We start from the raw sequence: 14,775 nt of genomic DNA, 5'->3' as shown, positions 1-14,775 counted from the left end.
CATGGTTGACATACTTGTCTTTTCCATTTTTCCCATTATCATATTAGGATCCCTCGGTCTTGGAGGATATGCAATGGCAAAAGAATATCAAGTAAAGCAGAAGAAATTAGATATCGAAATGATGAAACTGGAAAACGAAGCATTTTTATTAATAGAAAAGAAGCATGCACTGTTAGAAGAAACGAAAGATGAATCTAAAAGTTAAGAAATCTTCTTCCTTTTTCATAATAGGCTACCTTCTCATTTTCAGGAACCATGCCTCCACCAGTTGCCCATACAATATGCGTGGCATTCTTTAAGTTAGCGCCCTGTTTTGCTAGATGAATAGGACCAGTCATTCCAGCAAGAGCAGATGGTTCTAGCTGAATTTTTTCAGTGTCTACTAAAAGTGCTAGCAATCGATACATCGTTTCATCACTTATTGTATAGCTCCCGTTTATTAACTGTTCTAATGTTTTGCCTACAAATCCAGATGGTCTTCCAACTGCAAGCCCGTCGGCATCTGTTTTATTGTCCAACCCAATATCACTTACTGCAATTTTTTCATGCAAACCTGTCATTAAACCTAGTAGCATGCAGGGCGAGTGTGTTGGTTCTGCGAAAAAGCAATGAACGTGATCCCCAAATAGTAGCTTCAGGCCAAATGCAACACCACCTGGACCTCCACCAACTCCGCAAGGTAAATAAACATATAACGGATTGTTTTCATCTACTTTTTTACCTTGCTGCTCCAGCTGTTTTTTTAATCTACTTGCCGCAACTGCATACCCAACAAATAAATCAGTGGAGTTCTCATCATCGATAAAAAAGCATGTCGAATCGTTTTCTGCTTGTTTTCTACCTTGTTCAACCGCCTTACTATAATCCGCTGAGTATTCTATTACTTCTACACCTTTTGCTCGCAGCATATCTTTTTTCCATTGCTTGGCGTCACTCGACATATGCACTGTTACGCGGAAGCCAAGCTTTGCGCTCATTATTCCAATACTTAAGCCTAAGTTCCCTGTTGACCCTACCGCAATCGAATAGCCGGAGAAAAACTGTTTTAGTTCTTCATTTGCAAGAATCGCATAATCATTGGTTTGCGTTAATAAACCTTCACGAATCGCAAGCGTCTCCGCAATTTTCAGCACTTCATAAATGCCACCTCTTGCTTTGATGGAACCAGAGATAGGTAAAGCATTATCGCATTTTAATAAAAGTTCTCCTTCGAAATCGGATTTGAATAATTCCTTTATTGCAGATGACATCATTGGAATAGCCACAAGTGGAGATTCAATTATGCCATTCGTTTTTGTTGTTTCCGGGAATGCAATTTGTAGATAAGATGCAAAACGATCTAATCGGTCGCTTGCATCTTGCACCATTTCATTTGTCACAGTTAGATTTTTTAGTGCTTTTTCGGTGTTTATTAGATTTGGATTATTCCAAATAACCTCTTCTGTATGTTGCATTCTCTTTATTAAAGGAAATTTCTCTACTAGTTGTTGATCGTTCATTTGTGTTATTTCCTTTCTATTCTAAACTCATTACATGGGTAATATCAGGTGACCTTTCCTCAAATGCAAATCCATTCGCACGATAAAAAGCATCTGCTTTCGCTGATTCCGTTTTCGTTGTAATCTCTTTAAACTGCCCTTTCGCATCTGCGGATATAGCTTTGCAAAGTTCGCTTCCGATACCTTTTCTACGATGTTCCGGTAACGTATAAAAACGATTTAATCGAGCAGATTGTTCCCGCGCACCATTTATATTTTTATTTAGTCCACCAATTGCCACTAATTCTTGGTCATCCCATACCCCATAAAGAGCTTCTCCTTGTTCGCTAAATCTGTTTGTGCCATCCTCATATTCACTTGCTAACCTGGATACGAATCGATACCCTTCTTTTTCGCTTTCTTGAATTAGTTTGGTTACGTCGACTTCTTTCAAATCTGAAATTTTCTTCACTTCGATTGCCATATACGTTTCCCCCATTCTATTTTTAAAAACGAACTCTTTACTATAATTCAATATATGTAAGCAATTTCCCTCTAAATACCTTAAACCAATTATTACAGAATTGTTACAGGTGCCTGGCACCAGTAACAATTCTGTAATAAAGTAATCCCACACTAATTCAAGATTAGTGTGGGATTGGGATAGTTTTTTTATACTGTTTCTTTAATAGCAGTTAGTCTTGCTTCTACTTCTTCTTCGGATAGGTTATGTTCAACTACGTAGCGGTTGCGTGGGTCCACGCGGCATTCGTGTGAACAGCTACGAAGGTATTTGTGTTCGTTTTCTTCTGAGCATAGAATTTTGTCATTACAATCAGGGTTTGCACAGTTTACATAGCGTTCACATGGCTCTCCCGTAAAATGATCTTTTCCTACAACGACATGCTCCACTTGGTTAATCGGAACAGCGATACGTTCATCGAATACGTACATTTGGCCGTCCCATAATTGTCCACGTACCTCTGGGTCTTTCCCATAAGTTGCGATGCCACCGTGTAATTGAGCAACATCTTCGAAGCCTTCGCGTACTAACCAGCCCGAAAACTTTTCACAACGAATTCCACCTGTGCAATATGTTAGTACTTTTTTACCTTCAAACATTTCTTTATTCTCAAGCATCCATTCAGGTAAATCGCGGAAGTTGCGGATATCTGGACGAATTGCTCCACGGAAATGCCCTAAGTCGAATTCATAATCATTACGAGCATCGATTACAATCGTATCCTCTGCTTGCATTTGTTCAAAAAATTCTTTTGGAGAAAGGTATTTTCCTGTTAATTCATTTGGATTAATATCTTCTTCTAATCCTAAATGCACAATCTCTTGCTTTGGACGAACATGCATTTTTTTGAATGCGTGCCCCTCTGTTTCATCTATTTTATACACCATGTCTGCGAAGCGAACGTCCGCCTTCATCATGTCCATGTATGCATCGGTTTGTTCAATTGTTCCTGAGCATGTACCGTTCATTCCTTCGTTTGATACTAAAATACGCCCTTTTAACCCAATTTCTTTACAAGCTGCAAGATGTTCTTGTGCAAATGTTACTGGATCTTCAATCGGGACATACTTATAGTAAAGTAATACTCTGTATGCATGTGTGTCCATTTTTTACTCCACCTTTATGATATTTTGTCCATTCGATTTAATATATCAAAAATGTAGGCATTTGTTAAATAGATAGTTTTCTTTTTATTATCAAAAAATGGACTAAACATCTAAAAATGTATTGGCACATCACAGCATTTAAATAGATTTCACTCCTTGCATTTTTTGCAACTGTCCTCACATATGCTGAAAGATTAATGGCCAAGTAACCTTTGTTTTAACACCTTTTCTTGGAAGGAGTTTCTTTTGCGAAAACTAATCCGTTTACTTGCGGTTTTACTATTAGTTGTCGGGTGTGATAATAATCAAAAAAACTTAGAGCCTATTAGCACCGAGGAGTTTTTAATAATCGCGCATCGCGGAGCCTCTGCATATGCCCCTGAGAACACGATTCCTGCATATGAAATTGCCCAACAAGCCGATGCTGATTATATTGAAATTGATTTGCAAATGACAAAAGATGGCGTATTAGTTGCTATGCATGATGAAAAAGTAGATCGCACAACAGATGGGGTTGGCTTTGTAATCGAATATACACTAGAAGAATTGAAACAATTAAATGCAGGTAAATGGTATAACAGTGCGAATCCTGGTTTAGCCAATAAAGAATTTGAAGATTTGAAGGTACCTACATTACAGGAAATATTTTCGCACTTTGGGGACGATGTGAATTACTACATCGAAATGAAGTCTCCTAAAATATACAACAAAATGGAAGAAAAACTTATTTCTTTGCTAATGCAATACAATTTAATAAAAGCAAACGAAAAAATTCCGAAAGTTATTATTGAATCATTTAATGAAGATAGTTTAACAAGGATCCATGATCTAGAGCCGAAGCTTCCCCTTATCCAACTATTCTATTTCAAAGAGGAAGCTACTCTTTCTGTCCAAGATTATAATCGGTTAAGTACTTTTGCAAGTGGTATTGGAGTTAACATTAGCGCTGTTGATAAAGATTTTGTTCAAGAAGTTCAACTAAATGGGTTTCAAATTCACCTTTATTCTATCAATAATGAGCTAGAGATGAAAAAAGCACTTAACTTAAAAGCAAATGGTGCGTTTACAAATAACCCGGATATGGGAATTAGCGTACGCAGGCAATTTGAAAAGTGACTTCAGTTACTTAATGCATGCACACATAACCTATGAAAGTGCATTTCAAACTTTTCATCATCTTCTTTTTGACGCTTTCTAGGGCCTTTTAAACGGCCTCCAGCTTGTCGAATTTTCTTGGAAATATGACGGCTATTCAAAAGCTGATCAATATTCTCAGGAGTATACCAACGTCCATTCTGATCGATGGCATATCCTTTTTTCGCTAACACCATCGCTGCAAGCCCGTAATCTTGTGTAACTACTACATCCCCCTTATTCACTTTATTTACTAATACAAAATCGACCGCATCTGCCCCTTTTGATACCATGATCGTTTCTGCACCCTCTCTTTGCATATAATGAGCAGTATCACATAGCAATGTTACTTTCAATCCGAAATGTTTCGCTATTTCAATTGTTAGATCTACTACTGGGCATCCATCTGCATCTACTAAAACGCTTACCATCCTATGCACCTCTTTTACCATTCGATCTTTCTCCATTGTATCCTATAATGTACGTTTTATAAAAAAACGCCCAATGTTTATTGGACGTTTATTTCTTATATTCCCCTAAAATCTTTACCGCTTTTTCTGTAATTGACGTATCAACTGCCTTGTCGAAGTCTACGTCCCCACTGATTGCGCCGTTTGCTTTATATGCATCATACTGTTTTACCACATCATCTAAAAACATTTTTCCATCTGGATCAAGACCAGTTACAAATACTTTTTCCCATAAAGCTGCATCTTTTAAGGCTGTGTACTTTGTCATAATGTCGATTACTTCTGCTTTTCCTTCTCCTTTAACGAACGCATCATTATAATCGCGTACACCTTTTAAATATGCAGCCATAAAGCGCAATGATACATTTTTTTCATCATTCATAAATTTAGGTGATCCAAGTACCATTGCAATTTGTGATTCTGGAGCATAATCGGTCGTATCACCAAAGCGAACATGAAATCCATTTTCTATTCCCTTTGCAATCAAAGGCTCAATTTGAAGTGCTGCATCAACTGAACCATTTTCAATCGCACCCAACATGCTTCCGAAATCTCCAAGCAAAACGAACTCTACGTCCTCATTTGTAAGTCCAGCATGTTTTAGCATTTCCCAATAAATATATTCGTCAATTGAGTTTTTGGAAGAAACTGCGATACGTTTTCCTTTAAAGTCCTTATATTCCTTAATTTTATCTTTCATTTGATTGCCAATGACAAATGAAAAATAGGATTTCCCAGGTACATTATGCCCTTTATCTGCAATAATTTTTACGTCTATTCCTTGTGCTATCGCATTAAAGAACGACGCTGTCGATACTCCTCCTGCAATATCTACATCACCAGACGCAAGAGCTGGTAGCATTTCATCACTATTTCCAAACTGTGCAAATTCTACTTCAATATTGTAGTCCTCAAAGTATCCTTTTTCTTTGGCAATATAAAAACCGGCTCCAGAAGCTGCACCATCCTCTGCAATAACAACCTTTTCTTTCTTTTCAAGCGGAGCCAAATCCCCGGATGGATTGTTTTTATTTACTTCATCATCAACCCCATTTGTACTTACCTTTTCTTTGGAAGAACACGCACCTAATACCAAAACAATCGATGCGAGTAAAATCAACCAACGTTTCTTCACAAATTTCCTCCCTTATCTCCTAGATCGTTGTACTTCTTGTTGTAAATGATTCCAAATAGCAATGAATTGCTCTGCCATCTCTGCGTTTGCTCGCACTTGTTCCATCGTTCTAGGTCTTGGAATCGGTACAGTAATCTCTTTTATAATTTCTCCTGGGTGTGCGCTCATTAAAATAATACGATCACTTAGTAGCAATGCTTCATCAATGCTATGCGTAATAAATAACACCGTCTTCTTTGTCTCGGACCAAATAGAGAGCAGCTCTTCCTGCAAAATAAATTTATTTTGTTCATCTAACGCTGCAAAAGGTTCATCCATGAGCAAAATTTCTGGGTCATTCGCAAATGCTCGCGCAATGCTTATTCGTTGTTTCATTCCCCCTGAAAGCTCTTTAGGGTAAAGTTTCGAAAACTTACTTAAACCTACTTTTTCCAAATAATAATCCGTTTGCTTCCGAACAAATTCCTTTGGTAAATGTCGCATACTAAGCCCAAATGCAACGTTTTTCTCTACCGTTAACCAAGGAATAACCCCTTTTTCTTGGAATACCATTGATTGTGGAGGTCTTTCGTCCGAATCGGAGTCGATTGTAAATGTACCTGAACTTGGTAACTCTAAGCCTGCCAATATCCGCAGTAAGGTTGTTTTTCCACAACCACTCGGGCCTACTAAACAGACAAATTCTCCCTCTTCAATTTGCAATGACACATTTTTAACTGCTGTGACACTGTTATTTTTTTTATAAAATACTTTTGTTAAATCTTTTACAGAGATTTTTATATTTTCACTCATCTATTCACCTCCATGGGACGATTTTCTTTTGCAACCCACGTAAAAAGAGGGAGAATAGAAAACCAAAAGATGAAATGAGCACTAAACCAACAAACATTTCTTTTAGCATAAATGCCTTATAAGAGGTCCAGATTAAATACCCAATTCCTGAAGTAGCTCCCATCATTTCCGCAGCAACAATTGTGAGTAATGCAATCGCCTGCCCCATCTGAATACCTTCTAGCATGACAGGAAGTGCACCCGGAAAAGCTATTTTAAAGAAAAAATCCTTTGGACTTGCTCCATAATTTTTGGCAACATCTAGATGCACCTTTTCTATATTCATTACACCTGCGACTGTATTAATAACGACTGGGAAAAATACGCTACCTGCGATTGTGACTACTTTTGAGAAATCTCCAATCCCAAAGAAGATAATTATAATTGGCATTAAAGCAAGAGTAGGTATTGGCATAAGAGCCATTACAATAGGGGAAATAAAATGTCGAATTGGCGCATACAAACCCATAAGCAACCCAATAACTACTCCCGGGATAACGCCTAATAAAAATCCTGCAGCTATTCTATATAAAGATATCGAAATATGGGTCCATAACAGTCCACTTGCTGCCAAATCGAAAAATGTGGATATTATTGCTGAAGGTGGAGGGAAAAATCGAATATCAAGTATACCGGTTCGAGAACAGATCTCCCAAAGTAATAGAATGAATATAGGAGAGATAATGGTTAGTAATTGCTTTACTCGCTCTTTTCCTTGTTGCTTCTTCCATTCCTGTTGTTCCGTTTCATAGGGATCATAGTTTACGACCCCTTTTTCAGCGCGCATTTTTCACCACCTCTTGTAAAAATAATATGTTAAACCTCGGGAAAGTGTGAAAAATAGCAAGTACACGCTAGCAAACCAGTTTTTCACATTAAATGGATTATGAAGACAAAATAGACTGCTTAAGCAACCAATTCGACAATAACAAGCACTTTTTCTGCAATGAACTTCGCATTGGAACAATAGGTCATACACCTTAATGCAAAAATGCCACAACCTTATAGGATTGTGGCATTGTTTAGTTACTTAATAACAAATTTCGTCTTACTATAGCCTTCTTTTAGTTTCTCTACCTCAAGAATTGCTGGTATTGCAGCTTTCAACTCCGCAACATGAGATATGACACCAATCATCCGACCTGACTTTTGTAAATCAATTAATGTATCAATCGCTTTATTTAAAGATTCTTCATCAAGGGAGCCGAAGCCTTCGTCGATAAACATAGTGTCAATTCGAATGCTACCTTGGAAGCTCTGAATGACGTCCGCCATTCCAAGTGCGAGACACAGAGAGGCATTGAATTTTTCGCCACCAGAGAGGGTTTTCACATCTCGCATTTGTCCTGTGTATGCGTCATATACATCTAAACCAAGCCCACTTTGTTTTCCATGTGTTTCTTGCCGTTCGCTTCTTATTAAATAATACTGACCACCCGATAAATGCTTAAGCCGTTCATTGGCAGCTTGTACAATTTGCTCTAAATATTCGATTTGCACATAACGTTCAAACGATATTTTAGAAGGGTTTTGACCTCTAAGCATGTCATATAAATCGAGTATTCGACTTAAATGCTGCTCCAGCATGGAAATTCGTTCACTTTTCGTTGTAATCTTTTGTTCTAGGTCCATCCCTACCTTTTCATATTCCTTGGAACTATTCATCATGCGGAACGCTTCTTCATAAGCAATCTTTAGTTGAACGAGTTCTTCTGCTAAAGGAGCTAATTCCACTTTCGTTTTAGTTGCAAGCTGCTCCTGTGCTTCTTTTACTTGCTCTTTAAGTGTATGAAGTGTTTGTTTATATTGGTTGCACTGTTCTTTTAGAATTTCTCGATTATGTTCTGACATTTTTGCTGCTATATACAACTCCATTGTATCAAAGCCTGCTTTTTTCAACGCTTCTTGAAATTGGACATGTGCTCTATCTCTTTTTTCTAGTACCTCATGTGCAGCATTTGTCGTATGCTCTAGTGTAAATAGCGCTTTTGTAAAGGCTTGTGTAGCTGATTGTTGTTCTTTTTGTACATTATTCCAAGCCTTTTCTAATTGTTCCTTATACTTTATAGCTTCTCTTATACGATCATTTAGTTCCTGAAGTGTGGAAATATGCGCTGGAATAGACGCTTTTTTAGATTCATATACCGCTTTTGCTTGCTTTACCAAGCTATTTTGTAGTTGATGAAAATTCTCAACTTCCGTTTTATCCTGCTCAAACTTTTCTACTTTTTGGACGCTTACCTTATACGCATCTCGTAAGCTGACTAACTCACCTTTTTCTAATCGGAGTTTCTTCACTTCTATTTCAAGTTTTTCAACATCCTTTTTCAGCTTTTCACCTTCCTGAATAGATAATTGCAATTCCTCGAATCGTACAGACATTTTCCCAATCGTTTCTTGTGCTGTTTCTTTTTGAGAACGAGCTTTTAAAAAACCTGACTCTTGCTTACTTAGCTGGCTTTTTAACTTTTGCAATTCTTCTTCATTTACAGTAAAGGCTTGTACTTCCATACTTGCCCCTTTATGTTCCGTACTTCCGCATACTGGACAGGCCTCTCCTGCGACAAGTTTAGATGCAAGAATGTTTGCTTGGTTATTCATCCATTTATTTTCTTCTTCTTTATAGGTTTCTAGCATCTCTTGAAAAAGAATTTTTCGTTTCGCTTCCTCTACTTTTAGGGCGTGTAAATGCTTTTCCAACAACATAAATTCCTGCATAAAACTATGTTTCGTTTGCAAGAATGCTAGTTGTTGTACTTGGTTGTCTAATGGCTCTACTTGTTCTTCTAACTTTTCTATTGCTTCTTTTAATGAGGTACTTATCTTTTTTTCTTCTAAGAATAGGTTCGTTTTTGTTATTACTTGATTGTTTAAGTATTCGTTCCTCTTTTCTAAATCGAGCATTTCAGTTCTTTTGGTTTCTAGCTCTTCAAATAAAGGTAATAGATTGTTTAATTGAATAAGAGTCTCTACGCTTTTTTCCCGAGCTTCTTTTTTATTTGCTTCTATTGAATAAGTTATTTCCACTTGTTTAACTAATTCTTCTGCTTCTATTACTTTTGTTTTTGCTCTATAAAGTAGAGCCGATTTATCATTCGCTTCTTGCTTCAGTTCTGCATAATAGCCTTCCATTGATTCAATCGTGCTTGCTCGTTCTGCAGCTTCTAGTCGACTATACTTTTCAGCATATTCTACGGATTGTGCTAGGAGGTTTTGGAGTCTTTGCTCCTTTTCTTCCAACTCTATAAATCGGTTATTTACTTCTTTTACTTCATGATACGTTGCTTGTTTCAATGTGTGTTTTTCAGAAGCTTCGTTGTAGGCAAGTACATCTATTTGTTTCTTCTCTTTGTAAAATATAGTTTCTTCTTTTAATGCTTCTACTAGCTGATACGTATTAAAACTGCTGGACTCGATCAATTCAAATACGCTAGACTCTCGCATTGGTAGTGAAGCAACTATTTGCTCTGTATAACTATTTCGAGCTAATTCTTCTTTTTTCAACTCCGTTTCTGCAATAAGCTTTTTATCTTTCAATCTCTCGCTAATCATTTTATAAGGTTCTGTTTTGAAAATCTTACGCAAAATAGCTTCTTTATTTTCCGTTTGGGAAGTTAGGAGTTTTCGAAATTCGCCTTGTGGAAGCATTACTATTTGGCTAAATTGACCTTGCGTTAGCCCAATAATTTCTTCTACTTTTTTGTTTATTTCCGATACAATTTGTCTTTCCACAACAGGTGTTTCGCCAGACTGCATCTTTTCAAAAAATTCGTATCTTTCTCCAGTTGCGCTTTTATTACCTATTTTCACATGTGGAAGTTGTCTTAAAATCCGATAGGTCCGTTGATGTATTTCAAATGTCAACTCCACAGAAGTATGAGTGTCATCTGTGGCAAAATCACTCCGCATCATTTTCGTATCTTGACGATCTTCTCCGCTCCCATATCCATATAATGCAAAGCATATCCCATCAAATATAGTCGTTTTCCCTGCACCAGTTGCACCTGAAATAACAAATAAACGATTGTTCTGTAGCTCGGTAAAATCAATTGTTTCAGTAGACTTGTATGGGCCAAACGCAGTCATTTTTAGTTTAAGCGGCTTCACGATTTGATCTCTCCTTCACGTTCTTCCTTCATTAAGCTTTGTAACACTTCTTTTAATATCTTTTCTGTCTCTTCTGATGGTTCTTTTCCGCTTATCTCTTTATAAAACGCTTGAAACAATGTAAAATCATCCGTTTTACTGCGGCCTATTTGTCCCTTTTCCCCAGTCAACGTAATAGGCTGAAATGACTTTCGATCTACATGCATGGCATTGGGGTAAACTGTCCGAATTTGTTCCATAGGAGATAAAATGGGTGTTTCATCAAGGAGCCTAACAAATACAAAATCTTCACTTATGGTCTGTTGCAGAATATCTTGCATATACCCTTCTACTGTTCGCATACCACGTTTAGGTTTAAGTAATCTTTTTTCAAGTGTGACATTGCCCCCCTGATCTAATTGAACAATATAAAATCCTTTTTTATGATCTTCTTCGGAAATGGAATATTTTAATGGTGAGCCTGCATATTGAATCGTTTCATTCAATACATAATGTGCTTGATGAAGATGTCCTAGTGCTGTGTAGTGAAAACGTTTGAAGAGTGCAGCATCTACATACTCGGCTCCCCCAATAGCAAGCGGTCGTTCCGATTCACTCGTGTTACCTTCCTGCTCACCACGCGGAGTGACAAATGCATGTCCAACAAACACATGCCTTTTCGTGGAATCTAGCTCCTTTTCAATTTCCTCTACAATCTTTCTCATTGCTTCTTGGTGACTAGTCACTGTTTCATCGTCAAACAGGTGACGTACTTGGGAAGGATCTGTGTATGGAATTAAATGAAAATATACTTCACCAAATTCATCCTGTAGTATAACGGGTTTTAATTCTTTAGTTAATTGACCTACTATATGTAGTCCAGTTTCTTTCATTAGCATACTTCCAAAGTTTAAACGGCCCGGACTATCGTGATTTCCAGCAATACTTAATACAGGTGTATTTCGCTTTAATACGATTTCAGCGAGCAGTTCATCTAATAAATTAACAGCTTCTGTCGGGGGAACGGCACGATCATACAAGTCTCCGGAAATGATAATTGCATCCGGCTTTTCTGTGTCAATTGCTTCTAGAAATTGATTTAAGACATATCGCTGTTCTTCTGTCATGTATACGCCTTGCACAAGTTTTCCTAAATGCCAATCTGCAGTATGAAAAAATTTCAATGAAAAAGCCCCTCTCGTATTCTCTTTAAGCCTATTTTATCATTATTTAGTTGCCTAAAAACAATTGTCAAAATATTTAAGTGCATCTAGTTTGTTGACATGTTATGATAATTTTGGGAGGAGGATGATTATGTCAACAGAATCTTATCAACTTACAGCCATAATTATTTATATGGTCGCAATGCTAGTTATCGGTTGGTTTTCGTATAAAAAAACTGCGAATTTAACTGATTACATGTTAGGTGGACGTTCACTAGGTCCAGCAGTAACCGCATTAAGTGCAGGAGCTGCCGATATGTCTGGTTGGTTATTAATGGGGTTACCGGGAGCGATTTATTTTTCAGGGATGGGACAAGCTTGGATTGCAATAGGTCTTACAATTGGTGCGTATTTAAATTGGTTATTCGTTGCACCTAGACTACGTGTGTACACACAAGTATCCAATGACTCTATTACAATTCCAAGTTATTTAGAAAGTCGTTTAAAACAATCATCAAGTTTATTACGCATTGCATCCGGTCTAATTATTTTATTATTCTTCACGTTTTACGTATCTTCTGGGATGGTAGCTGGAGGAGTATTCTTTGAAAGCTCTTTTGGGCTTGACTATCATACAGGACTTTTAGTTGTATCCGCAGTAGTTGTGGCGTACACGCTTTTCGGAGGATTTTTGGCAGTAAGTTATACCGATTTCCTTCAAGGTCTTTTAATGTTCCTTGCATTAATATGTGTGCCTATTTTTGGTGTATTTTTGACAGGTGGATTGGGAGAGACAATAGATTCGATTAAATCCGTAGACCCAAAACATCTAAGTCTTTTCGCTGGCACCACTTTCCTAGGTATAATTTCCACAGCTGCTTGGGGTCTTGGATACTTTGGTCAGCCTCATATCATCGTTCGCTTTATGGCAATAAGTTCTGTAAAAGAAACGAAACAAGCACGCCGAATTGGGATTGGTTGGATGATTATAAGTTTAGTTGGGGCAACTGCCACTGCGTTAGTAGGTGTTGCTTACTTTGCGCAAAATCCTGGTGCCACTCTAACAAGTCCTGAAGCAGTATTTATCGCTCTTGGACAAATAATTTTCCATCCGTTTATCGCAGGACTTGTGCTTGCAGCAGTTTTAGCAGCCATTATGAGTACCATTTCTTCTCAACTAATTGTGACATCTTCTGCATTAATAGAAGACTTATACAAAGCGATTATTAAAACAGATGCATCTGATCGAACATATGTAAACTATGGACGTATTGCTGTACTTCTCGTTTCTATTATCGCAGCAATTCTGGCTTGGGGAGAGCATGAAACTATCCTAAAGTTAGTATCATTTGCTTGGGCAGGTTTTGGAGCTTCATTTGGTCCAGTCATTTTACTTTCACTTTACTGGAGAAAAATCACTTCAGCTGGTGCTTTATCTGGAATGATTGTCGGAGCTATAACTGTTGTTATCTGGGGTTCAATTGAATCTCTTTCAAGTAATTTATACGAAATCGTACCTGGTTTCATTCTTTGTTTAATCGTAACTGTTGTTGTTAGTTTAATGACTTACAAACCAAACGCTGAAATCGAAAAAGAATTTGATGAAACATTACGTTTGTTAAAGCGTGATCGCTAATAAATAGTAGGGGCTGGCCAATATTTTGGTCAGCTTTTTTTACATACTAAACGACCTATATGACACTTGTCATGTTTATGACTTGACGTTTATGCCTACTCCTAAAACCAGCTTCTCTTTATAGTAATGGTAATAGTTCTTTTTAGGAGGAATAACAGCATGAGCAGAGAAAAAACACTTGAATTAAGAAAAAAAATAAAACCATTTGAAAACTCCGAGTTGAAAAAGAGTATTTTTCAAATTATAAATACGATTCCACCATTTTTTATCCTTTGGTTCTTAGCATACTTAAGTCTTGATGTTTCGATTTGGTTGACAATCGGATTATCCATTATCGCTGCAGGATTTGTCGTTCGAGTTTTCATCATTTTTCATGATTGTACACATGGATCTTTCTTTAAAAATAAGAAAGCAAATAGCTTTACAGGTACCATTACAGGGATAATTACATTGTTTGCTTATGAAAAATGGAAACGTGAACATAATATCCACCATGCTTCAAGTGGAAACTTAGATAAACGCGGTGTCGGTGATATCTGGATGATGACCGTGGAAGAATATGTACAAGCATCCCCGATTAAACGACTTTCTTATCGATTGTATCGTAATCCAATCGTTATGTTCGGTTTAGGACCAGCGTTATTGTATTTAGTAGCTAATCGAGTTAATCGTAAAGATGCCCGAGCTAAAGAACGTAACAACACTTATTTGATAAATGTTTCCATCGTTGTTCTTTATTCACTTATGATTTGGTTAATTGGATGGCAAGCATTTTTAATCATTCAAGGTACGATTCTTTTCGTTGCTGGTTCATTTGGTATTTGGTTATTCTATGTGCAACATCAATTTGAAGATTCTTATTTTGAAGATGAGTCTGAATGGGATTATGTAAAAGCAGCGGTCGAAGGAAGTTCATATTACAAGTTACCATTAGTATTACAATGGTTAACAGGAAACATTGGTTTTCACCATGTGCATCATTTAAGCCCAAGGGTTCCAAACTACAACTTGGAAAGAGCGCATGAATCAACTCCGCCTTTACAACAAGCAACGACGATTAATCTTCGTACTAGCTTAAAGTCTATTCATTTCCGCTTATTTGACGATAAAAACAAAAGCTTTGTAACCTTTAAAGAAATTAAGCATCTACTAAAAAATTCTAAAGATGCAGTTAAACTAAATGCTAAAAGTACAAGTCTCGAAGGAAAATAAA

Annotated in this window: 13 protein-coding genes; 4 read left to right on the top strand and 9 right to left on the bottom strand. The window is 37.1% G+C overall.

Annotated features, from left to right (window positions below; genetic code table 11):
• Position 1: 1 nt before the first annotated feature.
• Complete coding sequence (locus ACEPXD_RS00685; protein ID WP_391118941.1) at positions 2-205, top strand: hypothetical protein; 204 nt, start codon at positions 2-4, stop codon at positions 203-205.
• Here the strand turns inward: ACEPXD_RS00685 and ACEPXD_RS00680 are convergent.
• The 3 genes from ACEPXD_RS00680 to ACEPXD_RS00670 all read right to left on the bottom strand — a co-directional run bounded on the left by ACEPXD_RS00680 (position 195) and on the right by ACEPXD_RS00670 (position 3,107).
• The gene (locus ACEPXD_RS00680; RefSeq protein WP_391118939.1) at positions 195-1,499 is read right to left on the bottom strand and encodes a D-serine ammonia-lyase; all 1,305 of its coding nucleotides are present in this window, start codon (positions 1,497-1,499) and stop codon (positions 195-197) included. The genes ACEPXD_RS00685 and ACEPXD_RS00680 overlap by 11 nt on opposite strands.
• 16 nt (positions 1,500-1,515) lie before the next feature.
• Positions 1,516-2,013, bottom strand: a complete 498-nt coding sequence (locus tag ACEPXD_RS00675) for a GNAT family N-acetyltransferase (RefSeq protein ID WP_391118937.1) — start codon at positions 2,011-2,013, stop codon at positions 1,516-1,518.
• A 137-nt stretch (positions 2,014-2,150) separates the two neighbouring features.
• A complete protein-coding gene (locus ACEPXD_RS00670) occupies positions 2,151-3,107 on the bottom strand; it encodes a rhodanese-related sulfurtransferase (RefSeq protein ID WP_391118935.1) in 957 nt (318 codons plus the stop codon).
• A 246-nt stretch (positions 3,108-3,353) separates the two neighbouring features.
• Here ACEPXD_RS00670 and ACEPXD_RS00665 point away from each other — a divergent pair, with 246 nt between their 5' ends.
• The gene (locus tag ACEPXD_RS00665) at positions 3,354-4,223 is read left to right on the top strand and encodes a glycerophosphodiester phosphodiesterase family protein (protein WP_391118933.1); all 870 of its coding nucleotides are present in this window, start codon (positions 3,354-3,356) and stop codon (positions 4,221-4,223) included.
• A 2-nt stretch (positions 4,224-4,225) separates the two neighbouring features.
• Here ACEPXD_RS00665 and ACEPXD_RS00660 read toward each other — a convergent pair whose 3' ends face one another.
• From ACEPXD_RS00660 to ACEPXD_RS00635, 6 genes are all read right to left on the bottom strand, one after another.
• Positions 4,226-4,672 carry a YaiI/YqxD family protein gene (locus tag ACEPXD_RS00660; protein WP_391118931.1) on the bottom strand — a complete coding sequence of 149 codons (447 nt, stop codon included), beginning with the start codon at positions 4,670-4,672 and terminating at the stop codon, positions 4,226-4,228.
• Between the two features lie 88 nt (positions 4,673-4,760).
• A complete protein-coding gene (locus ACEPXD_RS00655; RefSeq protein WP_391118929.1) occupies positions 4,761-5,846 on the bottom strand; it encodes an ABC transporter substrate-binding protein in 1,086 nt (361 codons plus the stop codon).
• A gap of 12 nt (positions 5,847-5,858) precedes the next feature.
• On the bottom strand, positions 5,859-6,638 hold the full coding sequence (locus ACEPXD_RS00650) for an ABC transporter ATP-binding protein (protein ID WP_391118927.1): 780 nt from the start codon (positions 6,636-6,638) through the stop codon (positions 5,859-5,861).
• Between the two features lie 4 nt (positions 6,639-6,642).
• Positions 6,643-7,464: an ABC transporter permease gene (locus ACEPXD_RS00645; protein WP_391118925.1), complete on the bottom strand. Its 822-nt coding sequence runs from the start codon at positions 7,462-7,464 to the stop codon at positions 6,643-6,645.
• 239 nt (positions 7,465-7,703) lie between these two features.
• Positions 7,704-10,784, bottom strand: a complete 3,081-nt coding sequence (locus tag ACEPXD_RS00640) for an SbcC/MukB-like Walker B domain-containing protein (protein WP_391118923.1) — start codon at positions 10,782-10,784, stop codon at positions 7,704-7,706.
• A complete protein-coding gene (locus ACEPXD_RS00635; RefSeq protein ID WP_391118921.1) occupies positions 10,781-11,947 on the bottom strand; it encodes an exonuclease SbcCD subunit D in 1,167 nt (388 codons plus the stop codon). Before ACEPXD_RS00635 ends, ACEPXD_RS00640 begins: the two co-directional genes overlap by 4 nt.
• A 130-nt stretch (positions 11,948-12,077) precedes the next feature.
• On the opposite strand from ACEPXD_RS00635, the gene putP reads away from it, so the two are divergent.
• Positions 12,078-13,562, top strand: a complete 1,485-nt coding sequence (gene putP / locus ACEPXD_RS00630) for a sodium/proline symporter PutP (protein ID WP_391118919.1) — start codon at positions 12,078-12,080, stop codon at positions 13,560-13,562.
• Positions 13,563-13,721: 159 nt separating this feature from the next.
• The gene (locus ACEPXD_RS00625; protein WP_391118917.1) at positions 13,722-14,774 is read left to right on the top strand and encodes a fatty acid desaturase; all 1,053 of its coding nucleotides are present in this window, start codon (positions 13,722-13,724) and stop codon (positions 14,772-14,774) included.
• Position 14,775 lies beyond the last annotated feature (1 nt).

Origin of the sequence: Psychrobacillus sp. L3, assembly GCF_042945595.1 — a bacterium.
GTDB lineage: Bacteria > Bacillota > Bacilli > Bacillales_A > Planococcaceae > Psychrobacillus.
The sequence above is the reverse complement of the archived record's forward strand: the minus strand, read 5'-3'. Positions and strand labels throughout refer to the sequence as shown.

Bases quoted from the DNA above. Each gene is read 5' to 3' on its own strand.
- putP (WP_391118919.1), top strand. From the start codon at position 12,078: ATGTCAACAGAATCTTATCAACTTACAGCCATAATTATTTATATGGTC.
- ACEPXD_RS00685 (WP_391118941.1), top strand. From the start codon at position 2: ATGGTTGACATACTTGTCTTTTCCATTTTTCCCATTATCATATTAGGA.
- ACEPXD_RS00650 (WP_391118927.1), bottom strand. From the start codon at position 6,638: ATGAGTGAAAATATAAAAATCTCTGTAAAAGATTTAACAAAAGTATTT.
- ACEPXD_RS00660 (WP_391118931.1), bottom strand. From the start codon at position 4,672: ATGGTAAGCGTTTTAGTAGATGCAGATGGATGCCCAGTAGTAGATCTA.
- ACEPXD_RS00680 (WP_391118939.1), bottom strand. From the start codon at position 1,499: ATGAACGATCAACAACTAGTAGAGAAATTTCCTTTAATAAAGAGAATG.
- ACEPXD_RS00645 (WP_391118925.1), bottom strand. From the start codon at position 7,464: ATGCGCGCTGAAAAAGGGGTCGTAAACTATGATCCCTATGAAACGGAA.
- ACEPXD_RS00670 (WP_391118935.1), bottom strand. From the start codon at position 3,107: ATGGACACACATGCATACAGAGTATTACTTTACTATAAGTATGTCCCG.
- ACEPXD_RS00625 (WP_391118917.1), top strand. From the start codon at position 13,722: ATGAGCAGAGAAAAAACACTTGAATTAAGAAAAAAAATAAAACCATTT.